Source organism: Hugenholtzia roseola DSM 9546 (assembly GCF_000422585.1).
GTDB lineage: Bacteria > Bacteroidota > Bacteroidia > Cytophagales > Bernardetiaceae > Hugenholtzia > Hugenholtzia roseola.
In genome coordinates, this window is sequence record NZ_AUGI01000025.1 from 17,117 (window position 1) to 31,275 (window position 14,159).

General features: G+C 40.3%; 11 protein-coding genes. 9 read left to right on the plus strand and 2 right to left on the minus strand.

Going from position 1 to position 14,159, the window contains the following annotated elements; genetic code table 11:
• Window positions 1-107 precede the first annotated feature (107 nt).
• On the plus strand, window positions 108-2,714 hold the full coding sequence (locus G500_RS24625; protein WP_051203169.1) for a DNA methyltransferase: 2,607 nt from the start codon (window positions 108-110) through the stop codon (window positions 2,712-2,714).
• On the opposite strand, the gene G500_RS0100085 is transcribed toward G500_RS24625, so the two are convergent.
• Window positions 2,680-3,708, minus strand: coding sequence for a hypothetical protein (locus G500_RS0100085; protein ID WP_027001115.1), 1,029 nt, complete (start codon window positions 3,706-3,708; stop codon window positions 2,680-2,682). The genes G500_RS24625 and G500_RS0100085 overlap by 35 nt on opposite strands.
• Before the next feature lie 207 nt (window positions 3,709-3,915).
• On the opposite strand from G500_RS0100085, the gene G500_RS0100090 reads away from it, so the two are divergent.
• Window positions 3,916-5,055 carry a cystathionine gamma-synthase gene (locus G500_RS0100090; RefSeq protein WP_027001116.1) on the plus strand — a complete coding sequence of 380 codons (1,140 nt, stop codon included), beginning with the start codon at window positions 3,916-3,918 and terminating at the stop codon, window positions 5,053-5,055.
• Between the two features lie 147 nt (window positions 5,056-5,202).
• Here G500_RS0100090 and G500_RS0100095 read toward each other — a convergent pair whose 3' ends face one another.
• Complete coding sequence (locus G500_RS0100095) at window positions 5,203-5,952, minus strand: hypothetical protein (protein WP_027001117.1); 750 nt, start codon at window positions 5,950-5,952, stop codon at window positions 5,203-5,205.
• A 348-nt stretch (window positions 5,953-6,300) separates the two neighbouring features.
• Here G500_RS0100095 and G500_RS0100105 point away from each other — a divergent pair, with 348 nt between their 5' ends.
• The 7 genes from G500_RS0100105 (at window position 6,301) to G500_RS0100135 (ending at window position 13,902) form a co-directional block, all read left to right on the plus strand.
• Entirely contained in the window at window positions 6,301-6,921 is a 621-nt protein-coding gene (locus tag G500_RS0100105) for a peroxiredoxin-like family protein (RefSeq protein WP_051203170.1), read from the plus strand.
• A 16-nt stretch (window positions 6,922-6,937) separates the two neighbouring features.
• Entirely contained in the window at window positions 6,938-7,657 is a 720-nt protein-coding gene (locus G500_RS0100110; RefSeq protein ID WP_027001119.1) for a hypothetical protein, read from the plus strand.
• Window positions 7,658-7,681: 24 nt separating this feature from the next.
• Window positions 7,682-8,257: a YceI family protein gene (locus G500_RS21750; protein WP_051203171.1), complete on the plus strand. Its 576-nt coding sequence runs from the start codon at window positions 7,682-7,684 to the stop codon at window positions 8,255-8,257.
• Window positions 8,258-8,284: 27 nt separating this feature from the next.
• Window positions 8,285-8,803 carry a hypothetical protein gene (locus G500_RS0100120; protein WP_027001120.1) on the plus strand — a complete coding sequence of 173 codons (519 nt, stop codon included), beginning with the start codon at window positions 8,285-8,287 and terminating at the stop codon, window positions 8,801-8,803.
• 4 nt (window positions 8,804-8,807) lie between these two features.
• The gene (locus G500_RS0100125; RefSeq protein WP_027001121.1) at window positions 8,808-9,866 is read left to right on the plus strand and encodes an ATP-grasp domain-containing protein; all 1,059 of its coding nucleotides are present in this window, start codon (window positions 8,808-8,810) and stop codon (window positions 9,864-9,866) included.
• Between the two features lie 131 nt (window positions 9,867-9,997).
• Window positions 9,998-10,990 carry a tRNA dihydrouridine synthase DusB gene (gene dusB / locus G500_RS0100130; protein ID WP_027001122.1) on the plus strand — a complete coding sequence of 331 codons (993 nt, stop codon included), beginning with the start codon at window positions 9,998-10,000 and terminating at the stop codon, window positions 10,988-10,990.
• A 149-nt stretch (window positions 10,991-11,139) separates the two neighbouring features.
• Window positions 11,140-13,902 (plus strand): ATP-binding protein, encoded by a 2,763-nt coding sequence (locus tag G500_RS0100135; protein WP_027001123.1) that lies wholly within the window; start codon window positions 11,140-11,142, stop codon window positions 13,900-13,902.
• The last annotated feature ends 257 nt before the right edge of the window (window positions 13,903-14,159 follow it).

The following is a 14,159-nucleotide window of genomic DNA, read 5'->3' on the forward strand; positions in this document are numbered from 1 at the left end:
ATAAGTCTTGCCAAGTCTTCATATTTTCTGATTTAGTCAGCCTAAGTGTTGCATGTTTGTAAAAAAAGCATTATGTTTGTGTCGTAATGATACTAATTGATACTAAAATGAGCGAACACTCCACACAGCCGACGCTTCTAACAATAAAAGAAGCTGCTAAATTGTTAAATGTAGCTGAAATATCTATAAAAAGATACATTTCACAAGGACTTATCCCTTCGGTAAAAATCGGTGGGGCGAGGCGAATTATCCAAAACGAAGTTTGGGAAAATTTTGTCAATCTATCTACCAAAAATCAAGAAAGTAGTCCTGAAATTATCAATGGGGTTCAATTTTATTGGTCTCAAAAAAGTGGAGCTATCGCAAACCAAATATATAAAGAATATTGTAAAGATAATGCAATTATTCTTGATGGTTTTTTAGGTGGTGGTTCGTCTTTGTATGGTATTAGAAATACTAAGTTTAAATTTGTAGGTATAGACATTAATGAAATGCCTTACAAAATTGCAAAATTTAACCTTCAAAATATTGATACACAGTTTATTGAACAGTTAGAAAATGAAATAAAAGAATTACAAATACAGTTCAATAAAATTTATCATTATAATTGTAATGATGGAAAAACTTTAGAGTTCGTAAAACTTATTTTTGATAATAAAGAAAATCCAAAAATCAAAATTATTCACTTGCAAGATGCACAAGGCAACCGCTTTACTTCTGAAAATTATCCTGAAACTATAGACATTTATTTAAAAAACTATAATTCTTTAAAAGAACAAATAAAAAACTTTAAAAATCCTTTATTAACTAAAAACAGTCGTATTGCAATTAAAGATAACATGTTTCTATCTGATATTTTTAGTCCTATTAATTTTTTTATTTTATCTGAACTTAAAGAAAAAATTAAAAATAATGAAAATTTAAAATTTATTCTTTCTTCTATTTTACAACTCTGCAAACTCACTGACACTAAATCTCAATCGCAATTTCCTTTTTGGTTGCCTAAAACAGATTTGGTAGATAGAAACATTTTCATAACAATGCTCAATAAAGTACAATCTTTAAGAAAACAAATTGGGCAGGGACAAATCCAAGAAGTGGAAAGTTTTGAAAAGCTAAAATATGCTTTTGGTGGTACATGTTTGCTTATAAACAAACCTCTACAAGGTATCACAGATGAAATTCCCGACAACTCTATTGATTTTGTTCTAACAGACCCGCCTTATTTCGACCAAGTGGCGTATTCAGAATATGCTAAAATTTGGGAATTTTTTTGTGGGTATAAAGCAAATTTTGAAGACGAAATTATTGTTTCGCAACGTGAAATTTACCAAAGTGATGAAAAAATGTATCTTGAAAATTTACAAAAAAGTTTTCAAATTATTTTCAATAAAATGAAACCACAAGCCCAGCTACTTGTCTACTTCAAAGACAGCCGACCTGAAAAAATGTTTGCTTTTTTGGACATTTTGGATAAAATTGGTTTTTCATTTTTAGGGCAGGAATATTTGGACACCGCTAAATTTACTTACAAGCAAAATACAACTTCTAAAACTACTCTTACAGGTGAAAGTATTTTAAAATTACAAAAAATTGAGAAGCAAGAAAGTAGCGAAAATGAAAAAATAATAGGATTAGAAATTTTAGACGCTGAAAATCTTATCAGCTATTTTACGAAATCTTATCTTTTTGTGCATAAAGAAGCCACTTTAAACGAAATTTTGAGCAGTGGTTTAATCAAATCGTTGTATGACCAAAAAGCCTTATCCTTGTTCAAAAAAGCAAAAGATTTTACCCAAATCTTTGAAAAATTTTGTATTTACAACGAAGAAAACAGAACCTATGCACTCAAAAATGTTGAGATAAAAAATCAATTATTTTTAGGCGATTGTTTAGAAATATTAAAGGCAATTCCCTCAAATTCAATAGATTGCTTGATTACAGACCCTCCTTACAACATTTCGGGTTACGACCACAAAAAACAAATTGGGTGGTTGAAATCTAATGATTTTTGGAAAAAACAAAAGGCTTTCAAGAAAATAGATGAAAATTGGGATAAGTTTTCTGACGATGATTACGAAAGTTTTACAATAGAATGGCTATCTGAAATCAAAAGGATTGTAAAGCCAAATGGAAACATTGCTATTTTTGGTAGTTATCATAATATTTATAAAATTGGTTATTTGATAGAAAAATTAGATTTGAAGACTATCAATTCGATTATTTGGTATAAACGCAATGCTTTTCCAAATGTAACGCAAAGAATGTTTTGCGAAAGTACAGAACAAATTATTTGGTGCGTAAATGAAAGTAAAAAAAATGCAAAAAACTGGACTTTCAATTACAAAATAATGAAAGAACTAAATGGTGGTGTACAAATGCGAAATTTGTTTGATGTGCCTCTAACCAAACAATCAGAAAGAGAATTTGGCAAGCACCCATCACAAAAACCCTTAGAAGTTTTAAATAATTTGATGCTTGCCTTGACAAATGAAGGCGATGTAGTGTTGGATTGTTTTTTAGGTTCAGGAACTACCGCAGTTTCTGCTTTGCAACACAAACGCAATTTTGTAGGTATCGAACAAAATTATGATTATTTGCAGATTGCGCAAAGAAGACTTGAAAATATTGAATCTGTTATTTTTAATAAAACTGAAATTTTAAATAAAGTAGTAAAAACTAAGGCTTTGGGAATATTCGATGTGCCTCAATAACCAATAAATCTCCTTTGGTAAGAGAAACTTGCAAACGTCTAATTTCTTTGTTTTTTTCTGCATAATTTTGACTTTTTTCTGCAAGTTTTTCTTTCAATCTTTGGACTACTTTATCAGGCTCTGCCGAAAAAATCGTTAAGACTTCCACTTTTGTCTTATCTACTACTGCCAAAATAATTTCCTTATCATCTTTGTACTTTTCTAACACGTTTTCCGAAATATCCTGAAACTGCCAAGAGTAAGTTTTAGAAACTTTGTATTCATAAACATTTCCAAACTCATCAAAAGCATCATGCGAACCTGCTCTACCACCTTGTTCAGAATTAACATTGTGGTTAAGTTCAACTGCTACCAAAACTTCCCATATTTTATTACTTGTCAGTAAGTTAGTAACATTCGTGCATTTTTCTAACTCAGCGTTTAGTTTGTATAATTTTTGCAACCAAACAGCATATTTTCCATTAGTTTTTGGCACTAAAATTTGAGTTTTCTGCAAATTCAGGTCATTTTCTAACTGTTTGGCGGAAATATTTATCATTCGTCTTGCATTGGGTTTTCCTTTCGGTTGTCGTTTAAGCAGGTCTTCGGTTCTTTGTTTGAGATATAAGGAGCAAACTTTTCCGTTCACCAAAATATACCAATCCAACACAGCAGGGAAAATGGTATCGTCTATATGAGCAAAAACCACCCCTTCGACAAGTCCTAAACTTGCGATAGTGCTATCTGTATAATCGTTAAATGTCCAAGAATGATTACTACTCGTTTCTTTGTAGTGCTTGTATTCATATTCGCCACCATTTTCGTCTTTGGCATCTTTTGAGCCTGAATGTCCTGCAATCAAGTCGTGGTCGAGTTCGTTGGCGATGATAATTTCGTAAATTTTTGAGTTGGAAAAGATGTCATTTACGCCAAAAATTTCTAAAAAATCGGCTTGTATTTGACGAAACTCTCTAATTAACTCATAAAAAGAAGATTTCTTTATCGGTTGAAACATTGTGGATTTTTGTTCAAAAAATTCATTACTGCATGACACAAGGCAAAGTTAGGAAAACATTTTTAAATAGGCAATGATATGCTAAAAGAACTTATCAAATGAAACTTTGGAAAAAATAAAAACCAGCACAAATTCCAATTTCCCTACCTTTTCCACTTCTCAAAAAAAAAGCGCAACTTTGCAGTTTCTTACTTTCCCCCCAACGTTATGAAATTTGCAACCAAAGCCATTCATGCAGGCGTAGAGCCAGACCCTTCCACAGGGGCTATCATGACTCCCATTTTTCAAACCTCAACCTTTGTGCAAGCCTCCCCAGGGCAACATAAAGGCTTTGAGTATGCACGCTCTCTGAATCCTACCCGCCAGACCTTAGAAAAAGCCTTAGCCGCTTTGGAAAATGCCAAATACGCCTTTGCTTTTGGGTCGGGCATGGCTGCCATTGATACCGTTATTAAACTACTAAAACCCGGTAGCGAGGTCATCTGTGGCGACGACATCTATGGTGGCTCTTATCGCCTTTTTGTACGTGTGTATGAAGATTTTGGGATTAAGTTTCATTTTACCGATATGCAAGAGGCACAAAACGTCGAGAAATTGGTTAATGAAAATACCAAAATGATTTGGGTAGAAACCCCCTCAAACCCACTACTGCGCGTCATAGACATCGAGGCAATGGTGGCGATTGCCAAAAAGCACAACCTTATTTCGGTAGTAGATAATACCTTTGCCACGCCCTACCTCCAAAATCCCCTCGAATTGGGCGCAGACATCGTTACTCACTCCGTTACCAAATACTTGGGCGGACACTCCGACGTGGTCATGGGCGCACTGATGCTCAACGACGACAAACTCGCCGAAAGACTCTATTTCTTGCAAAAATCTTGCGGCGCAGTGCCTGCCCCCTTCGACTGCTTCCTTGTCTTGCGCGGCATCAAGACCCTGCACCTACGCATGAACGCCAGTTGTGAAAATGCCCTTCAAGTGGCTGATTTTTTGGTCAATCACCCCAAAATTCAAGACGTTTATTTTCCCGCCCTACCCCAACACAAGGGACACGACATCGCCAAAAAACAGATGCGCAAGTTCGGTAGCATGATTTCCTTTACCCTCAAAGACGATACCCAAGCCGCTGCCTATCGCGTCTTGGAAAAGGTCAAAGTCTTTGCCTTAGCCGAATCTTTGGGCGGCGTAGAGTCGCTCTGCTGCTATCCTGCCGCCATGACACACGCCAGCATACCTGCCGAAGTGCGCAAAGCCACAGGCATCAAAGATTCCCTCATTCGCCTAAGTGTAGGTTGTGAAGATGCCGAAGATTTGATAGCCGACCTTACCCAAGCCCTACAATAAAAATACGGCTCTTTTTTAGATACTTCGAAACAAAAAGCGAACTTTCTTAGCTAAGAAAGTTCGCTTTTTTTGATTTATATTTTGTCTTGCTGCCTTTTATTTCGATAGGAAAAACACGCCTTTGGCAAGCATTTTATTCTATATTTTTCAAAGGGCTACAATGCGCACCTCTATACGGCGCAAAATGTCGCCACTTTCCCTAACCTTAGAGTTGATGTAAATATCCTCGCTTACCGCTCCCAGATGCGCAATTAGATACGATTTCAAACGGTTGCTTCGTTTGTAGGGTTCATTTTTGCCCTCCTCGATTTCTTGTTTAGAAAGGTATTCATTGATTTCTACGGTGTAGCCATACCTTGTGTATTTGGCAGCCATCTTCAAGATTTCGATATCGGCGGCAGAAAGTTCGTCTTCATCTCCGATAAAAGGCAGGGGCGAAAGAGTAGGCGCAACAGGTTTTTCAGAAGTGTACCACACACTGCCCGAAGGCGAAGTTGGCTCTTTTTTAGGTGCAAGGGTCGCGGCGGTTTTGGGTGCGACAAGGCTTTTTGTGGGGGCAGAAGCGGTAAAAGTTGGGGTAGTTTTGGCAGTAGAAGCCGTTACTACTTCGGTAGGTTCTACCACTTCGATAGGCGCGGCGAGCAACGCTTGTTTTTCTTTTTCGGCGCGTTTGGCAAAACTTTCAGCCCATAGCTTCTGCTGACGCTTGCTAAATCGTTGCTCCTTGATTTTGCTGCGCCCCACATCTGCACACTTAAAGGGCTTTTGTTTGAAGCGGTTTTTCTTGATTTTGATTTGCACCTGTGCCTGCACAGCCGTAGGAAGTGCGTAGCTTATTCCGAAAATAAGCAGGAATGCCAAATAAAAAAATGAGCGATTGTAGAATTTTGAGGGCATAGCAAATCTTATTTGGAGTGTTGAATCTTTTGAGTCGGATAGGTCTTTGCATAAACAACGACAAAAGGCTTTAAAAAGTATGAATCGTAGGGAAAATCGCAGGGAAATATTAAATCCGAAAGATTCGCGAAAAATTAAGGTAGTGCAAAGGGAGATGTAGTGCAAGGAGAGAATTTGAAACGAAAAATATTTCAGACCAAAAAAAATCGTGTCCGTTGGGTGATATAATTCTTTTTTGGGTATCTAAGGGAAATCGCTTGGGGAAATGCCTGCTTATGCTTTTGCGTTTGAAAAAGGTAAAAAGAGCAAGGCTATCCAAAATCACAAATTTTACTTCTAAAAAACAAAATGAAAAAAACATCATTTTTCCCTTTATTTAGTAGCTTTTTTATTGCTACCTTGTTTTCCTGCATCAGTCTTACCCTGAAAGCGCAGATTGCACAATCGGCAGATGCCATTTCGCCTTTATTGATTGGAGAAAAAATCCCAGATGCCCACCTTTTGAGCAGTGAAGGTGAAGTTACAGATTTGCAGGCACTTTTCAAAAAAAAGAAAACCATTTTACTCGTGTATCGCGGCGGTTGGTGTCCTTTCTGCAATGCACATTTTAGCGAATTGGCTGCAATCAGTGGCGCAATTACGGAAAAGGGCTATCAAATTGTAGCAATAAGTCCTGATGACCCTGCCCATTTGCAAAACACAGAAGAAAAAAATGCCTTAGAAAACTATCTACTCCTTTCAGATAGTGATGGAAAACTTATACAACAGTTGGGTTTAGCCTTTGAAGCCCCTCAAAAATACAGCATGATGCTTGAAGAACATTCAGGCGGAAAAAACAAAGGCTTTCTACCTGTCCCTGCCGTCTTCATTCTTGATACAGAAGGTACGATTTTGATGGAATACATCAGTCCCAACTTTAAACAGCGTTTAAATGCAACTTTATTGATGGCAATTTTAGAAAATTTGTAATTTTAAAAAAATTTATATGACTTTCATACAAAAAATAAGCCTTTTTCTTTTAGCAAACCTTTTAGGATTTTTGCTATCGCCCCTCTTGAAGGGGCAAGACTTACTAAGTCCTGAAAAGTCGCCTTTGGCTTCTTTGCAGCACAAAGCCCTGCTATCGGCTTCCTTTGGCAACGAGGCGCAATCCCTACATGGCGCGTTTTTCCAACTGCACCCAGTTGGCAAAAAACAGCGTTTTTTTGTAGGCTATGGCTTGCGCCTCAATGTGTTTAGGGGCAGGAACAAAGCCTACACTACTGCACCTGCCGCCCTGATTGCAGCCGAAAAAATAGACACCCTACTGCTTGAAAACCCTCAAATACAGAGCCTTAACTTGGCACTCTGGACAGAATATCGCCCCCTGCCGCGCCTTTCTCTAAACTTTACGATTGATGTAGTCGGATTCGGTTGGGGAAAAAAACAAAAAGGTGCGTACAACAATCCACTTTTTAGCCCTTCTCTTGATGCAAGCCCTGCCCCTTTCAATTTGCTTTTAGTAGGCGACAACGACCTCGGCACGCTACATTCCGAATTTGGATTGGCGTACCAATGGCAACGAAATTGGGCAATTAGGGCAGGTTTTGCCTATCTTTTTACCGAGTACAAGACGCAAGAAAACGTAGCAGAGCAAAATAATCGCTTCCGCTACAAACACAGAGCTGCCTTTATCGGATTTATTTTTACGCCTTTCAAAAAATAAAACCCAACGCTAACTTTTTAAAAGATGACACTTCTCAAACGTGGCAATAGTCGTATCTTTCTTTTTCTGGGCATAGGACTGCTTTTCTCTTTTCTGGCTCAAAGTCAAAACCCTCAAAAAAATACCCTTATGGAAAGTAGTGCGCAATTCACAATTCGCAATGCAGGCATCAAAGTAAAGGGCAAATTTGAAACCGCCCAAGAAATTAGCATCACCTTTGAGGCGCAAAACCTGCAAAATAGCAAAATCTATGCGCGATTTCTTGCCAAAAGTATCAATACCGACAACCAAACAAGGGACAAACACCTACGCAATGCCGACTACTTTGATGTAGAAAAATACCCCTTCCTCACCCTTGAAAGTCAGAAGATAGAAGCGACCCAAGACCCCAACACCTTTTGGCTCACCGCCTTTCTGACCCTCAAAAATACGCGCAAGAGCCTCAAAATTCCACTTTCGTATCAACCTCAAAAAGATGGGAGCTACCTACTTTCAGCAGAATTTACCCTCGATAGGCTCGACTTTGGCGTAGGCGAATCGAGCTGGATTTTAAGCGATAAGGTAGAAGTAAGGCTTTCGGCAAGGGTGAGAAACAAATAATAATTTTTTAAACCAATTTTTCGTTATATGATTCAACAAAACGTATCTATTTTAGCGCAACTTCAAACTTTTTTAACCCAAATTTCGCCGCAAGATTACAGCCGCCCTCTGCCTTTGCTTCAAGCGCAGCCCATTGGTAGGCAAGTGCGCCACTGTCTTGAATTTTATATTTGCTTTTTGGAAAGTATCAGCAAGCCCAACGCACTACTTTCCTACGACAAGAGAAAACGCGATTTGCGACTTGAAACCATTTTAGAAGAAGCCCAAGCGCAAGTTTTATTTTTGCAAAAACAACTACAAAAACAGCAAATTCCCTTAGTAGAATTGATATTGGAAAGCGACGCGCCACAAGGCAAAATGCGCCTCGTTAGCAGCACAGAGCGGGAATTGCTTTACCTTTTGGAACACACCGTTCATCATTTGGCAATTTTGCGTTTGAGTGCGCAATGCTATTTTCCCTACATAGAATTTGCTGGTGATTTTGGCGTTGCCTATGCCACTCAAAAGAACGAAGCAGAAAGCAACGCTTCCAAATCTAATTGCTAAAAAGATGGAAAAACCCTTGTGGTGGATTCGCCTGACCCATTTTGAGTATTGGTCTTATTGGTTTCTATACCTGCCCTTGCTGCCCTATGGTTTGTATTGGGCGTGGAAAGCGCGTAGCCTCTCTTATTTTACGGCTCTCAATCCTGCCCTGCCTTTGAGCGGTTTGGTGGGCGAAAAAAAAGACGAGATTTTGGCACAAGTGCCTCAAAGGTATCTTCCCAAAACTATTTTGGTTAGAGATAGGGCAAGTTTGGAAAGTATTATTTCCGATTTAAAACAAAAAGGAATTGATTTTCCCTGCATCATCAAACCCAACATAGGCGAGCGTGGCGCAGGGGTAGAAAAATTAGAGACAGAAGAAGAATTAAGGCACTATCTTTCTCAAAATCAGGCTCATAACGAGAAAAAATCGCCGTTCTTGGTTCAGGAGTTTCTGATTCAAGAGTTCCTATCCGAACCCATAGAATTGGGCGTTTTATACTTCAAAATGCCACACAATCCAGCACAGTCGGATATTAGTTCTATCACCGAAAAACGATTTCTTAGTGTGGTAGGAAATGGCAAAAGCAGTTTGAAGGATTTAGTGGAAAGCACTCCACGTGGGCGTTTTCAGGGCGAGCGTTTGGCAAAAAAATGGGCTGCACAATGGCATCAAATTGTACCTTTTGGGGAAAAAATATTGATAGAACCCATAGGAAACCATTGCAGAGGCACGCAATTTTTAGATGCAACGGCACGCAAAACGCCAGAAATGATTGCCGCCTTCGATAGCCTTACAAAGGACATGAACGGATTTTATTATGGACGCTTCGACATCAAGATTCATAGTTGGGAGGCTTTTCAGAGAGGCGAAGGCATCAAAATTATGGAGATAAATGGCGTTAGTTCCGAACCTGCCCACATCTACGACCCCGATTACTCGCTTCTTTCTGCCTATTCCACTTTGGCAAAACACATAAAACTGATTTACCAAATTAGCGTACAGAACAAAGCACTTGGGATTGCATACACGCCTTTTTCTGTCTTAAAAAAAACAGTTCTAAGGCATCTGTTTTCGGAATAAGTTTGAAAATCACTACCTTTGTGGCGGATTTAGAAAGGCGATAAGCACAAGACAATCGCCAAACGGTTGGCAGAGGGTTTTCTTTCTAAAAGCCAAATACTCAAAACTTGTATCCCATTTGTGTCAAAGATATGGTCAAGATAGGTAACATAGAATTAGGCGACTTTCCGCTTTTGCTTGCCCCTATGGAAGATGTAAGCGACCCGCCCTTTCGCGCCGTTTGCAAGCAGGCAGGAGCAGATATGATGTATACCGAATTTATTTCGGTAGAAGGGCTAATACGTGATGCAGAAAAGAGCTTAGAAAAACTCGACATTTTTGACTATGAGCGTCCCATAGGGATTCAAATCTTTGGCGCAGAATTGGACTCGATGCTCAAAGCCACCGACATTGTGGCACGCGAAAATCCCGAAGTATTGGACATCAATTATGGCTGCCCTGTCAAGAAAGTAACCTGCAAAGGTGCAGGGGCAGGTATCCTGCTCGATATCCCGAAGATGGAACAGCTTACAGCCGAAATTGTCAAGCGCACGCACTTGCCCGTAACGGTCAAGACCCGTTTGGGCTGGGATTACGATACCATCAAAATTATAGAAGTAGCCAAAAGGCTGCAAGGTGCTGGTATTCAAGCCCTTACCATTCATGGGCGCACCCGCCAACAGATGTACACAGGCTCGGCAAATTGGGACTATATCGCAGAGGTGAAACATCACCCCGATATTCATATCCCCATTTTTGGCAACGGCGACATAGATTCACCCGAAAAAGCCGCCGAATACCGTCAGAAATACGGAGTCGATGGCATTATGATAGGCAGAGCCGCTATTGGCTACCCTTGGATTTTTAGGGAAATCAAACACTACCTTCAAACAGGCGAAAAACTCCCTGCCCCCAATTTGGAAGAGCGCGTAGCCGTATGCAAGACGCATTTGCAGCACTCTTTGGAATGGAAAGCGCACGAAAAGGTCGCCATCAATGAGATGAAACGCCACTATGCTGCCTACTTCAAAGGGTTGCAGGGTATTAAAGAATACCGCGCTCGCTTAGTCAATGCCCCTGATGCCGAATCGGTTTTCGCCATTTTAGATGAAATTGCCGAAGTCTTTGCCGCTGCTACTTTCTAAAAACAAAGCCTACTAAGTCCATTTCACCTTTGCAAAATAGGCTTGGTAGGCAATAATTGCTACTTTTTGTAGGCGCACGCCTTTGCAAAGTCATTTTTTTGTCTTATTTTGAGTGCAAAATCCTACCACACCCTTTTGCACCCACTCCCTTGACACCGAATTGGTTACTTTTCTTGCTTTCTTTTGGCTATTTAGGGCTGCTCTTTGCCGTTGCGTATTTTGCCGAAAGGAAAAGTAAAAAAGGCTTATTGCTCACCAATAACGCCTATACTTACGCGCTTTCTTTGGCGGTCTATTGTACGGCTTGGACTTTTTTTGGGAGCGTAGGGCAGGCTTCCGAACAGGGTTGGGGCTACCTATCTACCTACTTAGGACCCATTCTAACGATACCCTTTTGGGGTCTGGTCTTGAAAAAAATCATTCGCATCTGCAAAGTCAAACAAATTACAACGATTGCCGACTTTGTGTCGGCGCGATACGGGCGTAGCATTATTTTGGGTAGAATGGTTACGCTGCTCTGTGTTTTTGGGGTTGTGCCTTATATTTCTATCCAAATCAAAGCCATTTCGCAGAGCATTGCCGTTTTCAATCAGCACCTCGTTTATAGCTCTTTTCACACGACGGCAGTGCCGCACTTTTGGCAGGACATCGGTTTTTACGTAACCGTAGGGCTTTCTATTTTTACGATTATTTTCACGACCCACAACATTCAGAATAGCAACAAAAATAGAGGCATGGTCTTCGCTATCGCCTTCGAATCATTGATAAAATTGCTGGCTTTTTTAATAGTGGGGATTTTTGTTTGTTTTTTTCTCTTTGAAGACCTAAGCACCTGTTTCAATTTTATTTGGCAGGATAGTGAAAATCGCGCCCTTCTGACGATGGAAAAGAAAAGTAGCCACTCCTTTTTTTGGCATACCCTTTCGGCAATGCTCGCCTTTCTGCTTCTGCCGCGCCAATTTCAGGTCAGTGTGGTAGAAAATGAAAACGAATCGCACCTCAAAAGGGCAGCTTGGCTTTTTCCGCTTTATCTTATCGCTATCAATCTCTTTGTGATGCCTATTGCCTTGGCAGGCAAGACGTGGCTATCGAGCCAAATTCCACTTTTTGCCACTTGGAAATGGGATACAGATACTTTTGTGCTGCTACTGCCTTTGCAGGCAGGCGCGAATAGCATTGCGATTATCGCCTATTTGGGCGGTTTTGCAGCGGCGACGAGCATGATTATCGTAGAAACGGCAGCCTTAGGGACTATGATGGGCAATACCTTTCTCACGCCCAATTTGGCACATGAGGCTTGGCGCAATAGTGAAGATGCCTTTCGTAGGGTCAAATGGTTTCGCAGGGTTATGATTGTAGGCGTGCTGCTGATGGCGTATCTCTACTACCACTTTGTGAGCGGCTATGCCTCCTTAGTAGCTATCGGACAAATCTCCTTTGCTGCCGTTGCCCAACTTGTAACGGTGGTTTTGGTCGGCATTTTTTGGAAAAACGCCAACGCCAAAGGTGCGATTGCAGGGCTTTCGGCAGGCTTTTTCCTATGGGCTTATACCCTTGTGCTTCCCTCTTTTGCTAAAAGCAACCTTTTGGCAGTAGAATGGCTCGAAAATGGACTTTTTGGTATCTCTTGGCTATGCCCGACTGCCCTTTTTGGCTTGAACGGCTTAGATGAAATTTCGCATGGGGTCTTTTGGTCTTTGTTTTTCAATTTCTTGCTCTATGTCTTGGTATCGCTTCTTTCCCAACAAAGTGCCACAGAACGCAATCAGGCGGAGATTTTTGTCGATATTTTCAAATATTCGCGTAGTTATGAAAATGCTGTCGTTTGGAAAGGCAAGGCATACGTCAATGATTTGAAGGTCTTGCTCAAAAACTTTTTGGGGGAGTATCGTACCGAAAAAATCTTAGCCGATTATTTCAAAAAAGACAACCCCGCAGCCCTACAAGAGGCTACCAACCTATCTGCCCCCAGCCCCTTTGCCGATACCGCCTTTATTACTTTTACAGAAAAAACGCTGACAGGACTCATTGGCGCAGCCTCGGCGCGTTTGGTCGTTTCTTCGGTCATACAAGAAAAAGAGGCGATAGATATGCGAGAGGTCATGAGCATTTTAAAAGAATCCCAACTTCTACTTTCTACCAATCGCGAGTTGCGCAAAAAAACCTACCAACTACGCGAAACATCTAAACAATTAGCCCAAGCCAATCAGAAGCTCAACGAACACAATCGCACCAAAGACGATTTTATTTCCACCGTAACGCACGAACTACGCACGCCCCTAACTGCCATTCGTTCCTTAGCCGAAATTGTGTATGAAAATCCCGATTTGCCCGAAGAACAACGGCAGGAATTTATGAAAAATATTGTAGTAGAATGTGAAAGGCTTTCAAAACTTATCAACGAAATCTTGGACATAGAAAGTTTTGAGGCAGGCAAAGTAAAGATAGAGCGACAAAATTTTTTCTTAGAAACGGTCTTAGACGAGGTTTTGGCGGTATTCCGCCCCCAAATAGAACAACGCAAGATTCTGCTCAAAGTACAGATACAAAAAGGGCTACAAGTCTGGATAGACGAAGAACTTTTCAAACAAGCCTTTCTCAATCTTTTTTCAAACGCGCTCAAATATACGCACCCCGAAAGAGGCATCATCGCCATCGAAGCCTTTGAAGACGAAACACAGGTCTATCTGACAGTACGCGACAATGGCAGAGGTATTAGCATTGAAAATCAAGAAGTTATCTTTGAAAAATTCTACCAACTGCGCATCAATGGCAAAAAACCGCAAGGCACAGGCTTAGGGCTTAGTATTGTCCGCAAGATTGTGGAAGCCCATGAGGGCAAGATTTGGGTAGAAAGTGAAGTAGGAAAGGGCGCGAAATTTGTCGTAATTTTGCCCAAACAAAAGTCATAGGCAGGCTTTCAAACCCAAAATCGGAAAATCCGTTTAAGCAGGCGAGGATATTTTTTATACAAAGGCGAAAAGGCAGCGCATTTCTTTTTCGTCGGATTCAAAATCGTCGAGCCTTTTTTCAGACCTTTGAATACCGTTTAAACGCACTTTCAAGTTTTTGAATCGTTTGAAAAATAGACCTTAGCCTATTTATGAAGGGTTGAAGGAAGGGTTGAAAGGTTTGTTCGGAAATGCCTTTTTTCGCTGCGGAAAAAAAG

Coding starts and splice junctions, on each gene's coding strand:
- G500_RS0100090 (WP_027001116.1), top strand. CDS start 3,916: ATGAAATTTGCAACCAAAGCCATTCATGCAGGCGTAGAGCCAGACCCT.
- G500_RS21750 (WP_051203171.1), top strand. CDS start 7,682: ATGACACTTCTCAAACGTGGCAATAGTCGTATCTTTCTTTTTCTGGGC.
- G500_RS0100095 (WP_027001117.1), bottom strand. CDS start 5,952: ATGCCCTCAAAATTCTACAATCGCTCATTTTTTTATTTGGCATTCCTG.
- G500_RS0100120 (WP_027001120.1), top strand. CDS start 8,285: ATGATTCAACAAAACGTATCTATTTTAGCGCAACTTCAAACTTTTTTA.
- G500_RS0100105 (WP_051203170.1), top strand. CDS start 6,301: ATGAAAAAAACATCATTTTTCCCTTTATTTAGTAGCTTTTTTATTGCT.
- G500_RS24625 (WP_051203169.1), top strand. CDS start 108: ATGAGCGAACACTCCACACAGCCGACGCTTCTAACAATAAAAGAAGCT.
- G500_RS0100085 (WP_027001115.1), bottom strand. CDS start 3,708: ATGTTTCAACCGATAAAGAAATCTTCTTTTTATGAGTTAATTAGAGAG.
- G500_RS0100110 (WP_027001119.1), top strand. CDS start 6,938: ATGACTTTCATACAAAAAATAAGCCTTTTTCTTTTAGCAAACCTTTTA.
- dusB (WP_027001122.1), top strand. CDS start 9,998: ATGGTCAAGATAGGTAACATAGAATTAGGCGACTTTCCGCTTTTGCTT.
- G500_RS0100125 (WP_027001121.1), top strand. CDS start 8,808: ATGGAAAAACCCTTGTGGTGGATTCGCCTGACCCATTTTGAGTATTGG.